The following is a 17,829-nucleotide window of genomic DNA, read 5'->3' on the forward strand; positions in this document are numbered from 1 at the left end:
ATGACACTTTTTCAAAAATCATGTCTTAACGGGGGGATTCGGTATGAATGAATTTATGAAGAAGTTTTCCTTAACAAAACCGATTATTCAAGCTCCAATGGCCGGCGGTATTACAAAACCCCGACTTGCATCTGCAGTTTCGAATCAAGGTGCTCTTGGCAGCTTAGCATCGGGGTATCTTACGCCAGACCTGCTAGAACAACAGATAAAAGAAATGTTTGAGCTGACAGACGCTCCTTTTCAAATTAATGTGTTTGTTCCGCTTGGTCTAGAAATGCCACCAGAAGATCAGGTTAAAAAGTGGAAAGAAAACATACCGTTAGCTAATCAAGTAAATCAATTCACATCTGTACAAGAAGAGTGGGATGACTTCTATCAAAAAATTGATCTAATTTTAAAATATAAGGTTAAGGCTTGCTCATTCACTTTTGATCTGCCGCCTGAAGACGCAGTAAAGGAGCTAAAAACCGCTGGATGCTGTTTAATAGGAACCGCTTCAACAGTAGAAGAAGCATTGTTAATGGAAGAACGGGGAATGGATATAGTAGTCCTTCAAGGAAGTGAAGCCGGTGGACATCGCGGAGCATTCTTACCTTCCAAAGGTGAATCTGCCGTAGGTTTAATGGCTCTGATTCCACAAGCAGCAGATGCACTGAGCGTACCTGTCATAGCTGCTGGGGGAATGATAGACCACAGAGGAGTAAAAGCAGCTTTAACCCTTGGAGCCCAAGGAGTTCAAATCGGTTCTGCCTTTTTAATTTGTCACGAGAGTAACGCACATCCAGTACATAAACAGAAAATACTAGAAGCAAACGAAGCAGATACAAAGCTTACGACATTATTTTCAGGTAAAGAGGCCAGAGGAATCGTAAATAACTGGATGGAAGAAAAAGAACAGTTTGAGACACAAACCCTTCCGTACCCTTATCAAAATACACTAACGAAGGCAATGAGACAGCAGGCTTCACTTCAAAATAACCATGATCAGATGTCTTTATGGGCAGGTCAAGGGATACGGTCATTGACTGAGGAAATTTCGGTTAAGCAGCTTTTAAATCAGCTTTGCCAAGAGGATATAAAAATATAGGCGCACCTCATTGATAGAGCAAAAAGCAAACTTTGACAGGCAGTTTGCTTTTTTTTTCGTAATTTCATCCACTGACTCTGGAAATCTAAATACTCCTACATTTTCAAAGCTAATTTGAATCGGGTTATCAATCATCACATTGATACGATGCGATCTTGATAATTTCACCACAACCACAATACATTACCAACATTTCGATCTTATCTCCCCTTCTCAAGTTTTGCTCCCTATTCGAATAATCGATAGCTCCCATATTAAATTTGAATAGTAAAATGGTTCTTTTTCGTTTGATTCAGATGATATAAAGTCATATGATAAAAAAAGAATGAGACAGTAAGCGTGAGAAGTGATGAAAATAGGATTTTTTGATTCAGGAATTGGTGGCATGACTGTATTGTATGAGGCCATAAAAGTTCTTCCTTATGAAGATTACATTTTTTATGCAGATACGTTAAACGTTCCATACGGTGAAAAATCAAAGGGTAAAGTTAAAGAATATATTTTCAATGCAGCTGAATTTCTGGCCAGTCAAAATATCAAAGCTCTTGTTATTGCGTGTAATACAGCTACTAGCATTGCGATAGAGGATCTTCGGAGAAACTTCGACTTTCCGATAATCGGAATCGAACCCGCTGTAAAGCCTGCTATAAATAAATGTACAAAGGAAAGAAAAAGAGTTCTGGTAGTTGCTACTAATTTGACCCTTAAAGAAGAGAAATTTCATAATCTAGTAAAAGAAATTGATCACCATGACCTTGTTGATTGCTTAGCGCTTCCAGGACTAGTTGAATTTGCTGAGAACTTTGATTTTAGTGAAGACAAGATCATTAAATATCTAGAGAACGAACTATCTTCTTTTGATTTGAAACAATACGGAACGATTGTGTTAGGATGCACTCATTTTCCGTTTTTCAAAAACAGTTTTGAAAAACTGTTTGGGATAAAAGTTGATATGATTTCAGGCAGTGTCGGTACTGCAAAACAGTTGAAAAAAGTTCTTGCAGATCGTAACCAGCTTGGTAAAGGATCGGGCTCAATCACCTTTTTCAATTCAGGGCAGAAAATTGTGGACCAAGAAATCATATCAAAGTACAAAAAATTGTTTGAAATATTAGATGAAAATCAAAGGAGTCGTGTTGGACATTGAATGTAAGGGGCTCTGGTTATAAACATTTTTTCAGTAAATTTACAAAAGAGAGAAGTATGAATTCGGGTTTGTTATCCAATGTAAATGAAAAAGACAGTCTCCTGAAGGGAAACATGAACTAAGAAGCGGGTTGAAAAAGCCCACTTCTTTTCTAACAAACAATTGAGTTATGCACACAAATCTGATTACAGTGTTTTCGCTCTTTCCCCTCTTATTTCTACCCCATCTCTATAGCTTTTCTATTACAATAAAGCACAAGTATCGATTGAAAAGTTATCGTAACATGTACACTTCACGGGACATTTTTCGAGATTGCGAATCGACCGTTTGCCAGATATACAAAGTAATAATGTGTAAATTCTGTGTCTATTTTCATGTTTATTATGGAATTATTTTCATAATGTTTTATAATACAAGATGATAACGCTTTCTAATTATAATGATAGGGGGAAATAATGATGATGAAAAAAGGACTGCTTGCGGGTGCGCTTACGGCAACTGTGCTTTTTGGCACATGTGCAGTAGATGTGCCGGGTATTATTAGCCCAAAAACCGCAGAAGCTGCATCACAGCTAACTGATGGAATCGGCGGGAGGGCTTACTTGAACAGCACTGGTGCCATTTTTGTTACAAAAATCCAGCTTCCTAGCTCCATTCAGGTTTCAAATGGGACAGCCTATATCTACTCTGGCTTTAGCGGGGGCACAGAATCCGATATCGGGTTTCAGTACAGTGATAAATATAACGTATGGAAACCATATATGAAAGTCGGTTCAAAAGGACAGGATCAGGTTCAGTACCTCGAAGGAGGAAGCCAATTTACGAATACGAAAGGCTTCCGTCCCGGCAGCACCGTACAACTTACCATCTACAAAAACCTTAACGGCAATACACGCGCTACATACTGGGGCACAAACAATGCAGGATACAACGGCCGTCTCATTTCAGAAATCAGCAAAACAAATGTCGGCTCCATCTCCAAATGGAAAGCGCTCGCTACAGTTGCAACAACAGGTTCACGCCAATCTATCAAATCAAATTTTTCAACATCTTTTACAAACATCACCATCGACAACAAAGCAATAACACCTGTAATTGATACACAAGACTTCGCTAAAGTAACAGTCTCAGGCAACAGTGTCAGTTTATCCGTTGTGAAAAATTAAAACATGTTAAACATACAATGCATTAGGCTATTGAGAAGTTCTCGATAGTCTTAAAGGGGGCTTAACATGCCCCTTTTTTCATTTCAATTTAACTTTCAGTTAGCTTCGGTGCATGCCGTCTATCCCCGTCTTTTATCTGGGTGAAGTAAGGAGCAGCTCGCCCCTTCTGAGCCTGTTCCATTTGCTCAACGCAAAAGGTGTGCATCACTGTCTTAAAAAAGTTAAAACAAATAGCAGATGGTGCACTTTATTTTTAGATGAGGCATGCTTACGCTCGATATGCAAGTCAAATGATTAAGGGTCTGCAAGAGAGAGAAGTTTTGGGTGTACTTTCATAAAAGAGGGATGGCTTCATATAGCTCGATTGCATCAGGAAGATTAGCCAGCGATTGGCCGAGAACAACACATCACTTTGAAACGGATTCATTCCAAAATCATAAGTATGATCTAATAACTAATAAAGATGAGTTAGCAGTCCAGCCTTAGGCTAAAAAATATTTTTACATCAATTAAACTAGCATCACTATCGAATAAGCTCGATCTGCATATCATGTACTATCCTCTTTTAAGGAAGGTGATGTTATGAGGTCATTTCCATTAATCGTAGTTCTATTCATCCTATTAATCATCGTTGGGACATCTTTCTTTGGTGGCTATTAAGAACACACCTTACCTCATATCCATCAGACGCCATAAGAAATCTTTATGGCGTCTGTTTTTTATTAGATTTAAACAAAACCATTAAAGTGGGGCCATGCAAACACACCTATGGAGATTACTGCCACGACTTCTTTGTGAGGGAAATATTCTTCCCTTTATGGACTATTGTCGATCAAAAGAGAAAGTTGAAATACCTTTTTATGGTGAGATGAATCGAGGCTTAGACATATAAAAAACCGCAAAGCTTTCTTGAAAGCTTTGCGGTCTTTGGGTCTCTTCTTTGCTTCATATAAGCCAATAGATTTCAAGCGTAATCCACTGCCATACATCCAATGATTTTTTATTTTGAAATAGGTTTCTTCTACTCTTCATGTGAGATGACTCAAGGTATGCCACGTCACAATAATATGGCGGATACTGAATGGTCTCAATCAGTTTTTCCCCATTCTATCAATTCTCCACAGAAAAAATGGCTATGGCAGAACAACTTTCATAGAGTAATCATCATTTAATGAGCCATCATCTCATGGGCAATATCATGTCCACCCATTTTTGACGGGTAGTAGGTAGGCCAGTTTTTGACTTCATCAAGTAAAGCTTCACGGTCGTCCCCCCAATAGAGATGGTAATGACTAGCTTTAGTCGGGTAAATACTATGATCACTAAACTGAATATACTGAGGCAGCCCTTCTGCTTTTTTAGCTAGTTTGAATATGTATCTTACCCCTCTATTGCCCGCATCATAGGTTAGAATTTCGTATCCGTCATACGTATACTTACCAGAATATTCTTTTCCATTTTTGAAGAACGTTACAGTATCTTTCTGGATTACAATACGGTCAACATCTGTTTGATAGCCCTTTTTATAATACTCTTTATATTCTTCAGCTGTCTTGCCGCCTTCGTGTTCTGATTTATATGAAAACACTTCGTCAAGAGTACCATCTTGCAGGTATGGATATACAGATTGCCAATCTCCTTCCCAATCAGAAAGTAAGCGATCCTTTACTTGGCTGTTTTTAAAATAGCCTTCATATATTTTTTCTGTTTCTTCATCATGCGCATGACTATGATCGTGAGAATGTTCGTGTGTATGACTGTCAGATGTTTGCTCTTGCGTTTTGGAAGAGTCTTCTTCAACTGCTGAGGATGATGTTGTTTTATTAGACTCACCTGCAGAAGAACCGGAAGTCTGACATCCTGTCAAAACTAGTAATGAACCAATCGTTAATATGCCTAGCGGCTTTGAAAATAAAATGTTCATTCCAACACTCCTTTTTTATTAAATCGAAAACGTTACGATTTATATTATACATACATCTCTTACAAACATCAAAGGGAAAATGCTCTTCATGCGGATGGCCTATTTTAAAGGAATAACTGACTTTGTTCATCAGTTATTCCTTTAAAATACGAAAGTCTACGATATTTCCATATCGATCCGCTTCAATATGACAGCACCCCTCAAGCAGCTGTTTTAATTTTCCACGTCCGCGTTGTACCCTTGATTTTGCTCCGGAGTAAGAAATGCCGAGCTTTTCACTCAACTCTTTTTGTGATAACCCCTGGAATTCAGTTAACTCGAGCGCCTCTCGATACTTTTCAGGCAACCGTTTGATGGTCGATCGAATACACACAGTTGCTTCCTTGGTGAAATTTTCTTCCTCTGCACTGTCATTAAAATGTAGAACATCAGGCAATATTTCGCTTGTTTTTTTTGTACGGTAAAAATCAATAATTGTATTTCTAGTGATCCGATAAATCCAGCTGTCGATCTTTTGTTCATCGATCAGATTTGGAAGATGTACTTGTATTTTCATAAATACGATTTGCAAGAGGTCATCAACGATAGATTGATCGTTAACCCTATGTGAAATATATGTTTTTAACGGCTGATGAAATTGATCCCATAGATCCTCTATATTCATTTGAAAAAACCTCCTATAATTTTGCGTCTGCTTTACATTTGCTTCGTCTTTTTAATCGTAACAAAGAGCAAACAATTGTTGAATCAATTGTATTGCAGCTGTTGCCAAAAATAATGATAAAGGAGAGGTTTGTTGTGGAGTATACCTATTTAGGGAGAACAGGATTGCGGGTGAGCCGTTTATGTTTAGGCACGATGAATTTTGGAGTTGATACAGACGAAAAGACTGCGTTCCGTATCATGGATGAAGCGCTTGATAACGGCATTCAATTTTTTGATACTGCCAATATTTACGGCTGGGGCAAAAACGCAGGATTGACAGAGAGCATCATTGGAAAATGGTTTGCACAAGGAGGACAGCGCCGCGAGAAAGTTGTTCTGGCGACAAAAGTATATGAACCGATTTCTGATCCGAATGACGGACCAAATGATATGAGGGGCTTGTCTCTATACAAAATCAGACGTCATCTGGAAGGATCACTGAAGCGGCTTCAGACAGATCATATCGAATTGTACCAAATGCATCATATCGATAGGCGGACACCGTGGGATGAGATATGGGAAGCTTTTGAGACTCAGGTTCGCTCCGGCAAAGTAGACTATATTGGATCCAGTAATTTTGCAGGCTGGCATTTAGTTAAAGCGCAAGCTGAAGCTGAAAAACGGCGATTCATGGGACTCGTCACTGAACAGCATAAGTATAGTTTATTAGAACGAACAGCTGAAATGGAAGTGCTGCCGGCTGCACGGGATCTTGGTTTAGGAGTAGTGGCGTGGAGTCCCCTTGCAGGAGGGCTTCTTGGCGGGAAGGCATTGAAAAGCAATGCCGGAACTCGTACAGCAAAAAGAGCAGATTTAATTGAAAAACATCGTTTGCAACTCGAGAAATTTTCAGATTTATGCAAAGAACTAGGAGAAAAAGAAGCAAATGTGGCTTTGGCATGGGTGCTGGCAAATCCAGTTTTAACTGCGCCGATCATCGGACCACGAACGGTTGAGCAGCTGCGTGATACGATAAAAGCCGTTGAAATCAGTCTGGATAAGGAGATTCTCCGCATGTTAAATGATATCTTTCCCGGACCTGGAGGAGAGACACCTGAGGCATACGCCTGGTGATACATTCATTACTCAATACTGACATTTTTCTTAAATATTTATACTGAACTATCATATTAAGAAAGACAAGAGCATGTTTGTCTCTTGTCTTTTCCACATCATGCTGAAAATGCTGGCTAAACATCGACAAAAATGCTGCCACTTCTAAAAAAGAACCCTAAACAATAGAGTAACTGGAGAGACAACTGGCTTGATCAGCTTGGGACCCCTTTCAGCTGTATTTAAATCAATCAAACTAATGATTCATTGGCAGTCTAAATATTATTATTGTTTCTTTACAAAATAGTAATAGCCCCTGTAATGATTGCTAACAACGTAATAACTAATGATGTAATTACAGCCCACTTAACGGCAAACCTTTGAAATGACCCCAAGTCCATTTTAAGCATGCTTACTAGCAATACTGTTGACGCAACCAATGGACTCATCAGATGAACCGGCTGCCCCATTATAGAAGCCCTTGCAATTTCTACTGGTTCTATACCATATGCTGAGGCAGCTTCTGCAAAGATAGGTACCATACCAAAGTAATATGCATCATTTGATAAAACAAAAGTAAACGGAATACTAGTGAGTGCTACAATAACGGGGAAAAACCCTCCCATTGATGAGGGGATGATGGATATTAATGATCCTGCTATGGCATCCACCATCTTTGTCCCGGATAATATACCAGCAAATACTCCTGCTGAAAATACCAATAATACTACAGTTATGGCATTACCAGAATGCTCGGCGATTCGCTCCTTCTGCATTTTTACATTCGGATAATTTATAGTAAGGGCAAGAACAAAACCAATTAAAAATAAAACTGACGGATGCTTAGTTCCAAGCACAATAAACACCATGATACTTATAACGAGGAATAAATTAAGATATATTAAGCGTGGCCTTTTCAATTGCTCGCTCTCCAAACTAGCAGCCATATAAGATTGAGAGCTGTCCTTTGTTATATGTCTAGGCTCTAATTGAACGATGCCTATTCGATTCCTCTCTTTCCTTCCCATTAGAAAAGCCAGAAATATCACACAAGCAATACCTCCAAGCATGGTCGGAAGTAATGGCACAAAAAAATCTGAAGGATCCAAACCCAGCACTGAAATCGCTCTTGTAGCTGGTCCGCCCCATGGAGTCATTCCGCTAACGATACTCAACGACAGCATTGCTAATGTCGCCATAACCATGGGATTCATACCAATTCTTTTATACAAAGGTAACATTGCTGAGACTGTTATCATATAGGTTGTTGTACCGTCCCCATCTAAAGCGATAAGCATTGCCAAGACGGCAGATCCTATCGCTATTTTCACAGGGTCTCCCTTTACTATAGATAAAATTTTTTCTATTAGCGGATCAAATAAACCTGCATCAATTAAAATTCCGAAAAAAAGAATAGCAAACAATAGCAATGCCGCTGAACTTGCAACTGTTTGAATTCCTTCTAAAATCATGTCGCCAATACCCTTACCAAAACCTCCAATAAGAGCAAAAACAATGGGAGTGATGGTCAAGGCAACAATAGGCGAGACTTTCTTTGTCATTATTAATATTGTAAAAACAGTTACCATCGAAAAACCTAAAATAGTAAGCATATTACACCTCCAAGAATGCGCTTTCAAATGACTTTTGATTAACATATCTTATACGGTGTAATAAGTTAAATAAATATTTTTTTACTGTGTTTCAAAAAAAATTCTATCATAACTTTAAATGGTTACCATTTGTTCACCCTTTAAAAAATCAATGAATGCTTTAACGAGTTTGATTCCTAATGATTTTTGATCGTACATTAGCCAAGTATCTCTCATTAGAGGCTTACCCTTAGCATTATACAGTTCCATTGTGTACAAATGATCAGATTCCTGCAGGCAAATTTCTGGTGCTATGGAGTAACCAAGACCATGCTTTACCATCTCTTTGCAAGTCTCTTGTCGATCCACTTCCATTGCAATAATGGGGGCTTGTTTTAGATTCGTATGCATCCAATCTTCTATAATCGTTTTTAAAGAAGCATCCGTTTTATATTTGATAAAAGGTAAAAAAGGAAGTTGCTCTATCGTTATTGGTTTTTTTGAGATGATATGTAATTTTTCCCGTGTCAGCCGTTCCTCCACCCCTTTCCAGCGATGGCTTCCTCTCAGTATACCGACTTGTACAATACCAGCATCTAATAATTTCATGACATCTGTGCTCCAGCCTGTTTGTACACTATATTGGACATTAGGATACATAGTGGAAAATTCCCTTAATAACTTAGGGAGCTTATATTGAGCGAAATTGCTTGATACCCCCAGCCTTAGATGTCCTTGCACCTCTTTGCTTAGATTAGAGATATGATCTTTGGTATCTTGAAGTTCCTGTAGCATTCTTCTTGCATAAGCAACCAAGTGTTCTCCTTCCGCAGTAAAGGTAATTCCTTTATGCCTTTTGGTGAATAATTCAATTCCGAAAATCTCCTCAATCTTATTCAACCGATAAGTGATGGAAGGCTGTGATGTAAATAATCGTTCTGCTGTTTTTGTTACACTTTGTTCTTCGTGAAGAATTTTCAATAAAATCCAATCTTTCTCATCCATTTTCATCTTCCTTTCTAGTCCTTCTTTCACAATTATAAAAGTTTTTTTATCGAATATTAAGAAAACTTATATTTTATTTTTATTTTTTTACCTTCTACACTAAAAAACATAAAAAATACTACCTTTCAGATGAGGATGATGACGATGGTCAAGACGAATGTAACAATCATGAGAGGCGGAACAAGCAAAGGCGTTTTTTTCCACGAATCAGCCATGCCTAACAATAAAAACGAATGGGAGCCCTTTTTGCTTGATGTCATGGGAAGTCCTGATAAAAGACAAATAGATGGTTTGGGTGGCGGTAATTCCCTTACTAGTAAAGTTGCAATAATAAAGAAAGCATATACTTCGGATATTGATGTTCACTATACTTTCGGTCAAGTCAGCATTTCGGAAGAAAAGGTGGACTTTAAGGGGAACTGCGGAAATATCTCCGCTGCTGTTGGTCCATTTGCTATCGAAGAAGGACTTGTAAAAGCGACAGAACCAATGACTGCGGTAAGGATCCTGAATACCAATACGAATAAAATGATCATTGCGGAAGTAGAAGTGGAAGACGGTCAGGTCAAATATGACGGAGATGTTACGATATCTGGAGTGCCTGGATCTGGATCTCCAATCTATTTAAACTTTCATGATGCCGCTGGTTCAGTTACCGGTCATTTATTGCCTACTGGAAATAGTTCGGAGTTTTTAGATACAAGTCAAGGCCAAATAGAGGTGTCTATTATCGACTATGCAAATCCATTAGTTTTTGTGGAAGCGAGCAGTATCGGCCTGGAGGGAACGGAACTTGCAGAAGAATTTACTGATTTACAGTTGGCTCAATTTGAAGAATTAAGATCCATTGCGGCAGAGAAATGCGGCTTTGCCAGTCGATTTTCAGCTACAAAGTTATCGCCGGCTGTCCCCAAACTGGCTATAGTAGCAAAACCAGAGAAATATAAAGATAGTACAGGTGCTTGGCATTCAAGCGTTGAGATGGACTTACACATCAGGATGATGTCCATGCAAAAGCCACATCAAGCACTGGCTGTCACTGGAGCGATATGTACAACAAGAGCCCTTTCAGTGGAAGGTGCAATCCCTGCAAGAATAGCAAAAAACCACTCTACAAAGGTTCGGCTAGCTCATTCTTCTGGTATTATTGAAACAATGGTGGAGCCCACTGGTATAAAGATCGTCCGTACCGCACGACGTATTATGGACGGAACAGTTTATACGCATGGAGACTATCAAATGATGTAGATGGACTGTGCAAAAAGCCTCCCCCTTTCCATCGTTAATAGATGGATTGAATGCGCCTTCTTGCACAGATCCATTGTAATCTTGCATGGCTTTAGGAAAGCCTCTATATTGTTTTTTATGAAATCGCCAAGGTCCTTTAATGTATCTGCCTCAAGCATGACATAATCATTATAGAGAAAATTGAATACTTTTTACTGCAAATAAAAAGATACCAATATCATTGGTATCTTTTAGATTGAGTTCATCTGCAGCGGTTTCTTTTCCTCACTGCTTATTTGATTACAAAATTACCGTACTCGTTTGAACGAACATGAATCGGTCCGTTTAGATTATAGTTGTTCTCCTTGGCGATAGAGCGAAGCACGTCCACACGGGCAACTGATTCTCTCCATTCGTCACGGGTGTCATGATTGGCCGGATTCATCAGATCGTCATAGCGTACGTCCAAGAATTTATTTAACCACTTCTTCTCGTCTATTCCGTCTTTAGGTGATCCGCCCGCTTTTTTGTTCGTACGTTTAATCAAGGCATAAAAAGAGTCAGGGTCATCACCATCGCCATGCTGAATAACCGTATCGTACATCACAGCTCTAGCCAATGCTGTTTTTAGTCCGGCATTATCCGATCGTTTCATGGCAGGCTGATAATACAAATGGTCATTTACTTTGTCTTGAGCGGCGCGAAATTCCTTATCATTTGCAAGCGACTTCCAGGCAGAAGCGAATCCCTTGAGATTGCTTGTATCATCGCTTTCTTCCTTGGCCAGACGGCGCAATTCAGGCAGATACTTTTTCAGTTTGTTATTCGGAACCGCCTTTGTGTATACTTCCACTACTTCCAATGCATCCCCGGTAGCCGTTGTAAAGCCTGCCCGTCCGCATGTATAGCCTCGCCCGTCATCCAATCGCTCTACATATCCATATTGGATCTCCGTTGTGCCGTTTTCAAAGATACTTGTCAGCTGTTCCGCCCGGCGCTTTTGATCTTTATTCAGTCCCGCCGCAAAAACCGTTTCGCTCATCATCAGGGTAAAAAACATGGTGAAAACAAGTAATGAGATCGCTGCCTTTTTCCAAAAATCTGCTTTTTGCATACTGATTTTCATTTCACTTCCCCTTTCTAAATATTGTAAATACAGACTCAGTATACATGAAGAAACTGCCCTATTGTTGAAAATACATCAATTTGTCAATATTTTGAATCTAAAGTAATATAGCTTGAATCTTACTCTTTTCATTGCCAATCAGCCTTAGCCCCTCTCACTGGGAAGGTCTCTTGATTTTCATACTGCTTCAACTTTCATTAACAAGATGCCATAAGGCTTTCCTCTATTTTATAATGGAGATGATCATCGAAAATCGTTAGGGAGGTGATGTAAATGGCAAGCAAGATGAGAATGCCAGATTCCGCAACGTCCCATGCAAAGCCTACTATTGGGAAGGCGATACTTTGCATGGGGTAGACTTTCTAAAAGATCGCCCAAGTAAGCTTTTCTGATATAGTGGCTTTGCACCTTATTTAACATAAAAAAATAAGGAGCTGGCAGAAATGGCATATGTAAAAGCAACCGCTATTTTACCTGAAAAGCTGATATCGGAAATTCAAAAGTATGTTCAAGGAAAAACAATATATATCCCTAAACCTGAATCCTCTCATCAAAAATGGGGTGCGTGTTCAGGAACAAGAAAGCTGATCGATGACAGAAACGCTTCTATTAAAAAAGCATTTAAAAACGGCAAAACCATTCATCAATTATCTGATGAATATCACCTCTCTATTGAAACAATAAAAAAAATTGTCTACTCTAAATAAACAAAACGGAAGCACTGATGAAAAATCATCAGTGCTTTTTATATGGCGAGTTTGTTTCTTAGTTATTTCCTGCATATAATACCATTGGCCAATTGTGTAAAGTTAAGGGAGATGAGAAGAAAGGAAGGTCCTACAAATGACGATAAACAATGGAACGTTGCAAGTACCCGGCGCGAACATCCACTATCAGGTGCGTGGCTCAGGTCCAATCATTCTTTTGGTCCACGGCGGAGGCGGTGATGCCGACAAGTTCCATCATGTTGCCAATCATCTGGCTAACTGGTACACGGTTGTTACTTACGATCGCCGCGGCCATTCCCGCAGCAATCTCGCCAATCAGATTGAGGATTACCGTGTGGAAACACACAGTGACGATGCTCACCGTCTTCTAGCCAAAATCACCAATAAACCGGCATACATATTTGGAAGCAGCTCCGGGGCTGTTATCGGGCTTGATCTGTGCATACGCCATCCCGAACAAGTACATGTCATGATCTCACACGAACCAATCTTATTGCAGCTTCTGCATGGAAATGAGCTGAAACAAGCCGAGCAATTCATGGAAGACCTTAAGAAAAATCACCGAAGTGAAGTCATTAAGTTAATGTCAAGATTAGAGACAGACGAACAATCAAAGGCAGTGCTGACAAAGCGGCTTCTCGGCAATTCAACGTATTTCACTGAGTATGAAATTCAAGGAATTCTCAGCTATACATTAGATTTCGAAGCATTAAAAACTGTGTTTACATCTTCACCGATGAAGATACTCCCAGCTGGCGGAAGTGCTTCTCGGGAGCTTTTTCCTTATCGTTGCGCGAACGCCCTAGCGGAACAATTGAAAACAGAATTGGTTGAATTCCCCGGAAATCATACGGGGTACACAATATACCATAAAGAATTTTCTGAGAGGTTACACGACATGTTAGAAAAAGAAAAGAAACATACGTGTTAAGGATTGATTAAAATTTTCATAATAGGAAAGATAAAACTAACTATGGAATTGGAGAAGATTTCACGAAGCGTAAAAAGAACTTTTCACTAACAAGAACGCAATGTGAGATCTCTAACCAAAGTGATATTAGGGATTTCATCGAAAAATAGGTTTGTACATTACGTTCTCCTATTGATTATTTCCTATCTTAATTCCGTATTTATACCATTAGATACAACTCTAAAGCGGCTCGTTATTTTGTCCTCAACAACAACCAGTGTCTAACATCATGAATCTCTTTTGAAAATCACCACAAATGCAGGTATGGAAGACTTCATCGCAGCAAAAACCATACCAACTATTGTTGTTGGTATGGTTCGTCCTAGATAGGCCCTTAAGAAGAGATTCTATTGTACGGAGTATTTAGCTAATTGCATTTGTAACCGACAGGGCCGTCTGAACCTGTGTACACATATGTGTCAGACACATATCCAATATTCACGACACCCCGGGAATCTTTCCACTGGATTTGGTCCCAGATATTACTCGTTCCATACTTCCCTGTAACAGTCGTTCCATAAGCATAACAATAATAAGGAACACGGGAGCCGCTCGGAATGGAAAGCATAATAGGATAATTTGTACCAGGACCGCTGCGCATATTGACAGGAGCACCGCTGCTTGTTGAGACAGTAAAGTACTGAACGGCAAGTGCCTGACTGGAAAAAATAAATAATGATGCAATCATAACGGTTAACATACTCAGCATTTTCAGTTTAGTCAATGTCATCCCTCTTTCTTCAATTTCTTCATTTTAAGAAACGATAGAACATAGGCTACCAGCTGCATTTAGGAACAACCGGACCGTCTGAGCCTGTATACATATATGTATCAGAGACAAATCCAGGAACGATCTCCCCGCTGGCAAGCGTCCGCTCTGTGTAATTCCAAATATTGCTCGTTCCATACTTTCCAGTTACAGTTGTACCGGTTTTGTAGCAATAGATCGGGATGCGGGTTCCGCTCGGAATGGTCGTTACAATTCCCCAACTTGTACCTGGGCCGCTGCGCATGTTGACAGGAGCACCGCTGCTTGTTGAAACCGTATAATACTGAGCCGCAAGTGCATGGCTAGAAAAAATGAACACAGATGCAATCATCACCGTTAGCATACTTAGCCTCTTTAGCTTATTCACCTTATACCCTCCCCTTATAAATGCCGTACGTTTGACTTTCTTACATCCAGTTAAGGATTTACTTTCAGATACCATGCCCCCTCCCCTCCCATATATTTATCAATGTACCATAAACTAGATCTTTCAAAAGTGGAATTATTCCTATGTTTTCGACAATTAAGGATACAAAATAAATGGTAGTCAGTCTTGATATTGATGGTGTGTTACATTTGGCATTTGTCCAGTCGGTAATCACGATTGACAATCAGGAAAAAGGACATGGATCAAGCGGTTTCGTGTCCACCAATTAACTCAATCAGTGTACTTCTGCCTTGTATCCACGCTTCTTCTCGATTCATAGATACTCCACCTTTTTCACCAATCAAAAACGGACACCAAACAAATCAGCGTAAATGCTGCAAGTTCAGTGTCCGCAACCTATTATGACTTTGCTTTCTTTTACCAGGGCGTATAAAAATGATTAGGTACGTTATCAAACGTTATATTCTATGATTTTGCGAGTCGAAAAATCATAACATTTTATATATTTCAATCAGATTATGATCTGGATCTCTGAAGTGAGCAACTCGGGCACTCCATTCCTTGCGATCATGCGGTTTATTTACACATTTAACTCCTTTTTCGTGTAAATCGTCATATGTTTTATCAACATCTTCTACCTTAAACTGAAGCAAAAATTTTGATTGAGCTTCTCCTTCCAACGATTTTTTTTCCTCTCCAACGATTTCAGCCATCGTTTCTCGAGATAAAAGCTCTATTTTCGTTTCCCCATTATCAAAGAGTGCATATTCCATTTCATTCTCTAACCAACTTATTGGAAGTCCTAATGAATCTTTGTAAAACTCGACGCTTTTCTTAAAATCATTCACCAACAGTCTAATTTGTAACAGCTTCATATCGAGTGCCTCCTATAAAACCATACTTTTTACTGGTCATCCAATTTAATGATACAAAAGGAAACCTGACAGCACTATGTCAAGTTTCCATAAATAAATTTCCTACTTCACCTTTATTTCAGATTTAAGTGCAGTTTATTCCATGTCATAAGAAATCTACGCTAACGAGCAAAAACAGCGATTCTTAAAACAAAAAATGATACCGAGTGTATTTTCTGTATGCTTCAACTTCATTTCGGGAAATGTAACGTTGATAAAGGAGGTTACATCAATATGGATCATCAAACATTGGCAGCTCACGAGGCTGTTGACTTACATGAAATCGTGAACTTTAAAACACTTTGTATAGCGAAATCAAAGTTAATGCAAGGACTTGTGTTTGACCAAGAACTGAAGGACTTGATGCAAAAAGATGTACAGCAATCCATTCAAGACCTTACTGAATTACAAGCGGTTTATGAGCGTGCCTCATTTCAGGCCCCTGTCCCTCAAAGCCGCCCAACGCCAATCATCAATTGAAAGGAAGGTAAGCCTCTTTGAATAATGATCATTTAGACCCCATTAATTCGCTGAATGTGCCTGAACTAGCAGACACTACATTCGCAATGGATTTTCTTATACGAGCTAAGGAAGGCGTAAGGAATACTGCTGTAGCTTTGACAGAAACCGCTTCACCAGATGTAAGAGCCTTGCTGCGGAAACAGCTGATGCAAGGAATTGCAATGCACCAAGAGATTACGGAACTGATGATCAGCAAAAAATGGTTCCATCCATATGAGCTGAGCGAACAGTATAAGCTGGATCAGCTCTCTGCAAAAAACACGATCATGGTCGGCAATATGAACCTCTTTCCTGATGAAACAAATCGTAAAGGGATGTTTGACCGGACACCTGATGAACACTAACACTGGAGGTTTTACAGCATGAAGGCAGTAACGTATCAAGGCATTAAAAATGTTGTTGTCAAAGATGTCCCCGATCCAAAGATTGAAAAATCCGATGACATGATTATCAAAGTCACCAGTACAGCCATTTGCGGATCAGATTTACATTTAATCCATGGATTCATTCCAAATATGCAAGAAGACTATGTCATCGGCCATGAACCGATGGGAATCGTCGAAGAAGTTGGTTCTGGGGTGACTAAACTAAAAAAGGGAGATCGGGTAATTATTCCCTTTAATATAGCATGCGGGGAATGCTTTTTTTGTAAAAACCAGCTGGAAAGCCAATGTGATCAGTCTAATGACAATGGGGAAATGGGTGCTTATTTCGGCTATTCAGGGCAAACTGGCGGTTATCCAGGCGGGCAAGCTGAATATTTAAGAGTGCCGTTTGCGAATTTTACCCATTTTAAAATCCCTGAATCTTGTGAGGAACCCGATGAGAAATTAAGCGTGATTGCCGATGCCATGACCACCGGCTTTTGGAGTGTGGATAATGCCGGCGTAAAAAAAGGCGATACAGTTATCGTTCTCGGCTGCGGACCAGTCGGCCTGTTTGCTCAAAAGTTTTGTTGGCTAAAAGGTGCAAAACGCGTCATAGCAGTAGACTATGTAAACTATCGCTTACAGCATGCGAAACGTACAAACAAAGTAGAAATCGTTAATTTTGAAGACCATGAGAATACAGGGAATTATTTAAAGGAAATCACGAAAGGCGGAGCGGATGTAGTCATTGACGCTGTTGGGATGGATGGTAAAATGAGCGATCTCGAGTTCCTTGCCAGCGGCTTAAAGCTTCATGGCGGAACGATGAGTGCATTGGTCATTGCTTCCCAAGCTGTTCGCAAAGGAGGAACCATACAAATTACAGGTGTGTATGGAGGCAGATATAACGGTTTTCCGTTAGGAGATATTATGCAGCGAAACGTCAATATACGCTCTGGACAGGCTCCAGTGATCCACTATATGCCGTACATGTTTGAACTAGTATCGACAGGCAAAATTGATCCGGGAGATGTTGTCAGCCATGTCCTGCCGCTTAGTGAAGCCAAGCATGGCTATGACATTTTTGATTCAAAAATGGATGATTGTATCAAAGTTGTGTTAAAGCCTTAAAAAACGG

The 17,829-nt window shown here is 39.6% G+C and carries 22 protein-coding genes; 11 read left to right on the forward strand and 11 right to left on the reverse strand.

The window, feature by feature from the left end:
- The first annotated feature begins 43 nt into the window (after positions 1 to 43).
- The 4 genes from MKY50_RS13560 (at position 44) to MKY50_RS13575 (ending at position 4,060) form a co-directional block, all read left to right on the forward strand.
- Positions 44 to 1,087 carry a nitronate monooxygenase gene (locus tag MKY50_RS13560; RefSeq protein ID WP_341116824.1) on the forward strand — a complete coding sequence of 348 codons (1,044 nt, stop codon included), beginning with the start codon at positions 44 to 46 and terminating at the stop codon, positions 1,085 to 1,087.
- 349 nt (positions 1,088 to 1,436) lie between these two features.
- A complete protein-coding gene (murI, locus tag MKY50_RS13565) occupies positions 1,437 to 2,234 on the forward strand; it encodes a glutamate racemase (RefSeq protein WP_341116826.1) in 798 nt (265 codons plus the stop codon).
- Between the two features lie 458 nt (positions 2,235 to 2,692).
- Entirely contained in the window at positions 2,693 to 3,400 is a 708-nt protein-coding gene (locus MKY50_RS13570; protein ID WP_015483480.1) for a YrpD family protein, read from the forward strand.
- A 582-nt stretch (positions 3,401 to 3,982) separates the two neighbouring features.
- Complete coding sequence (locus MKY50_RS13575) at positions 3,983 to 4,060, forward strand: YjcZ family sporulation protein (protein ID WP_072175780.1); 78 nt, start codon at positions 3,983 to 3,985, stop codon at positions 4,058 to 4,060.
- A gap of 285 nt (positions 4,061 to 4,345) precedes the next feature.
- On the opposite strand, the gene MKY50_RS13580 is transcribed toward MKY50_RS13575, so the two are convergent.
- The 3 genes from MKY50_RS13580 to sigZ all read right to left on the reverse strand — a co-directional run bounded on the left by MKY50_RS13580 (position 4,346) and on the right by sigZ (position 5,988).
- Positions 4,346 to 4,495, reverse strand: coding sequence for a hypothetical protein (locus MKY50_RS13580; RefSeq protein WP_128474279.1), 150 nt, complete (start codon positions 4,493 to 4,495; stop codon positions 4,346 to 4,348).
- Between the two features lie 73 nt (positions 4,496 to 4,568).
- Positions 4,569 to 5,324 (reverse strand): metal-binding protein ZinT, encoded by a 756-nt coding sequence (locus tag MKY50_RS13585; RefSeq protein ID WP_251233093.1) that lies wholly within the window; start codon positions 5,322 to 5,324, stop codon positions 4,569 to 4,571.
- A gap of 133 nt (positions 5,325 to 5,457) precedes the next feature.
- A complete protein-coding gene (gene sigZ, locus MKY50_RS13590; protein ID WP_015251607.1) occupies positions 5,458 to 5,988 on the reverse strand; it encodes an RNA polymerase sigma factor SigZ in 531 nt (176 codons plus the stop codon).
- Between the two features lie 134 nt (positions 5,989 to 6,122).
- Between sigZ and MKY50_RS13595 the strand changes: the two genes are divergently transcribed.
- Complete coding sequence (locus tag MKY50_RS13595; RefSeq protein ID WP_004398762.1) at positions 6,123 to 7,103, forward strand: aldo/keto reductase; 981 nt, start codon at positions 6,123 to 6,125, stop codon at positions 7,101 to 7,103.
- 275 nt (positions 7,104 to 7,378) lie between these two features.
- Here MKY50_RS13595 and MKY50_RS13600 read toward each other — a convergent pair whose 3' ends face one another.
- Together MKY50_RS13600 and MKY50_RS13605 are read right to left on the reverse strand one after the other, a co-directional pair.
- On the reverse strand, positions 7,379 to 8,695 hold the full coding sequence (locus MKY50_RS13600; protein ID WP_038429373.1) for a CitMHS family transporter: 1,317 nt from the start codon (positions 8,693 to 8,695) through the stop codon (positions 7,379 to 7,381).
- 114 nt (positions 8,696 to 8,809) lie between these two features.
- Positions 8,810 to 9,679, reverse strand: coding sequence for a LysR family transcriptional regulator (locus MKY50_RS13605; protein ID WP_015251604.1), 870 nt, complete (start codon positions 9,677 to 9,679; stop codon positions 8,810 to 8,812).
- Between the two features lie 144 nt (positions 9,680 to 9,823).
- Here MKY50_RS13605 and MKY50_RS13610 point away from each other — a divergent pair, with 144 nt between their 5' ends.
- Positions 9,824 to 10,927, forward strand: coding sequence for a 2-methylaconitate cis-trans isomerase PrpF family protein (locus MKY50_RS13610; RefSeq protein WP_017696050.1), 1,104 nt, complete (start codon positions 9,824 to 9,826; stop codon positions 10,925 to 10,927).
- Between the two features lie 271 nt (positions 10,928 to 11,198).
- Here MKY50_RS13610 and csn read toward each other — a convergent pair whose 3' ends face one another.
- Together csn and MKY50_RS13620 are read right to left on the reverse strand one after the other, a co-directional pair.
- The gene (gene csn, locus MKY50_RS13615) at positions 11,199 to 12,032 is read right to left on the reverse strand and encodes a chitosanase (protein WP_003229851.1); all 834 of its coding nucleotides are present in this window, start codon (positions 12,030 to 12,032) and stop codon (positions 11,199 to 11,201) included.
- Positions 12,033 to 12,229: 197 nt separating this feature from the next.
- On the reverse strand, positions 12,230 to 12,382 hold the full coding sequence (locus MKY50_RS13620; protein ID WP_341116829.1) for a hypothetical protein: 153 nt from the start codon (positions 12,380 to 12,382) through the stop codon (positions 12,230 to 12,232).
- Positions 12,383 to 12,475: 93 nt separating this feature from the next.
- Here MKY50_RS13620 and MKY50_RS13625 point away from each other — a divergent pair, with 93 nt between their 5' ends.
- Positions 12,476 to 12,739 carry a CD3324 family protein gene (locus MKY50_RS13625; protein WP_003229850.1) on the forward strand — a complete coding sequence of 88 codons (264 nt, stop codon included), beginning with the start codon at positions 12,476 to 12,478 and terminating at the stop codon, positions 12,737 to 12,739.
- 136 nt (positions 12,740 to 12,875) lie between these two features.
- Positions 12,876 to 13,691 carry an alpha/beta fold hydrolase gene (locus MKY50_RS13630; RefSeq protein ID WP_339202941.1) on the forward strand — a complete coding sequence of 272 codons (816 nt, stop codon included), beginning with the start codon at positions 12,876 to 12,878 and terminating at the stop codon, positions 13,689 to 13,691.
- A gap of 406 nt (positions 13,692 to 14,097) precedes the next feature.
- On the opposite strand, the gene MKY50_RS13635 is transcribed toward MKY50_RS13630, so the two are convergent.
- From MKY50_RS13635 to MKY50_RS13650, 4 genes are all read right to left on the reverse strand, one after another.
- A complete protein-coding gene (locus tag MKY50_RS13635; RefSeq protein WP_004398671.1) occupies positions 14,098 to 14,454 on the reverse strand; it encodes an SH3 domain-containing protein in 357 nt (118 codons plus the stop codon).
- A 52-nt stretch (positions 14,455 to 14,506) separates the two neighbouring features.
- A complete protein-coding gene (locus MKY50_RS13640; RefSeq protein WP_004399021.1) occupies positions 14,507 to 14,866 on the reverse strand; it encodes an SH3 domain-containing protein in 360 nt (119 codons plus the stop codon).
- Positions 14,867 to 15,129: 263 nt separating this feature from the next.
- A complete protein-coding gene (locus MKY50_RS13645; protein ID WP_121572432.1) occupies positions 15,130 to 15,231 on the reverse strand; it encodes a hypothetical protein in 102 nt (33 codons plus the stop codon).
- Between the two features lie 144 nt (positions 15,232 to 15,375).
- The gene (locus MKY50_RS13650) at positions 15,376 to 15,762 is read right to left on the reverse strand and encodes a VOC family protein (protein ID WP_015251599.1); all 387 of its coding nucleotides are present in this window, start codon (positions 15,760 to 15,762) and stop codon (positions 15,376 to 15,378) included.
- Between the two features lie 273 nt (positions 15,763 to 16,035).
- Here MKY50_RS13650 and MKY50_RS13655 point away from each other — a divergent pair, with 273 nt between their 5' ends.
- Genes MKY50_RS13655 through MKY50_RS13665 form a run of 3 tightly spaced genes read left to right on the forward strand, consistent with a single transcriptional unit; the run spans position 16,036 to position 17,822 of the window.
- Positions 16,036 to 16,281, forward strand: a complete 246-nt coding sequence (locus MKY50_RS13655; protein WP_014477469.1) for a hypothetical protein — start codon at positions 16,036 to 16,038, stop codon at positions 16,279 to 16,281.
- A 17-nt stretch (positions 16,282 to 16,298) separates the two neighbouring features.
- The gene (locus tag MKY50_RS13660; protein WP_009967868.1) at positions 16,299 to 16,667 is read left to right on the forward strand and encodes a spore coat protein; all 369 of its coding nucleotides are present in this window, start codon (positions 16,299 to 16,301) and stop codon (positions 16,665 to 16,667) included.
- 18 nt (positions 16,668 to 16,685) lie between these two features.
- The gene (locus MKY50_RS13665; protein ID WP_003229843.1) at positions 16,686 to 17,822 is read left to right on the forward strand and encodes a zinc-dependent alcohol dehydrogenase; all 1,137 of its coding nucleotides are present in this window, start codon (positions 16,686 to 16,688) and stop codon (positions 17,820 to 17,822) included.
- Positions 17,823 to 17,829: the final 7 nt, after the last annotated feature.

It is taken from the genome of Bacillus sp. FSL R7-0685, from assembly GCF_038002425.1.
Taxonomy (GTDB): Bacteria; Bacillota; Bacilli; order Bacillales; family Bacillaceae; genus Bacillus; species Bacillus subtilis.

Coding starts and splice junctions, on each gene's coding strand:
- MKY50_RS13560 (WP_341116824.1), top strand. CDS start 44: ATGAATGAATTTATGAAGAAGTTTTCCTTAACAAAACCGATTATTCAA.
- murI (WP_341116826.1), top strand. CDS start 1,437: ATGAAAATAGGATTTTTTGATTCAGGAATTGGTGGCATGACTGTATTG.
- MKY50_RS13570 (WP_015483480.1), top strand. CDS start 2,693: ATGATGAAAAAAGGACTGCTTGCGGGTGCGCTTACGGCAACTGTGCTT.
- MKY50_RS13575 (WP_072175780.1), top strand. CDS start 3,983: ATGAGGTCATTTCCATTAATCGTAGTTCTATTCATCCTATTAATCATC.
- MKY50_RS13585 (WP_251233093.1), bottom strand. CDS start 5,324: ATGAACATTTTATTTTCAAAGCCGCTAGGCATATTAACGATTGGTTCA.
- sigZ (WP_015251607.1), bottom strand. CDS start 5,988: ATGAATATAGAGGATCTATGGGATCAATTTCATCAGCCGTTAAAAACA.
- MKY50_RS13600 (WP_038429373.1), bottom strand. CDS start 8,695: ATGCTTACTATTTTAGGTTTTTCGATGGTAACTGTTTTTACAATATTA.
- MKY50_RS13605 (WP_015251604.1), bottom strand. CDS start 9,679: ATGGATGAGAAAGATTGGATTTTATTGAAAATTCTTCACGAAGAACAA.
- MKY50_RS13610 (WP_017696050.1), top strand. CDS start 9,824: ATGGTCAAGACGAATGTAACAATCATGAGAGGCGGAACAAGCAAAGGC.
- csn (WP_003229851.1), bottom strand. CDS start 12,032: ATGAAAATCAGTATGCAAAAAGCAGATTTTTGGAAAAAGGCAGCGATC.
- MKY50_RS13620 (WP_341116829.1), bottom strand. CDS start 12,382: ATGCAAAGTATCGCCTTCCCAATAGTAGGCTTTGCATGGGACGTTGCG.
- MKY50_RS13625 (WP_003229850.1), top strand. CDS start 12,476: ATGGCATATGTAAAAGCAACCGCTATTTTACCTGAAAAGCTGATATCG.
- MKY50_RS13630 (WP_339202941.1), top strand. CDS start 12,876: ATGACGATAAACAATGGAACGTTGCAAGTACCCGGCGCGAACATCCAC.
- MKY50_RS13650 (WP_015251599.1), bottom strand. CDS start 15,762: ATGAAGCTGTTACAAATTAGACTGTTGGTGAATGATTTTAAGAAAAGC.
- MKY50_RS13655 (WP_014477469.1), top strand. CDS start 16,036: ATGGATCATCAAACATTGGCAGCTCACGAGGCTGTTGACTTACATGAA.
- MKY50_RS13665 (WP_003229843.1), top strand. CDS start 16,686: ATGAAGGCAGTAACGTATCAAGGCATTAAAAATGTTGTTGTCAAAGAT.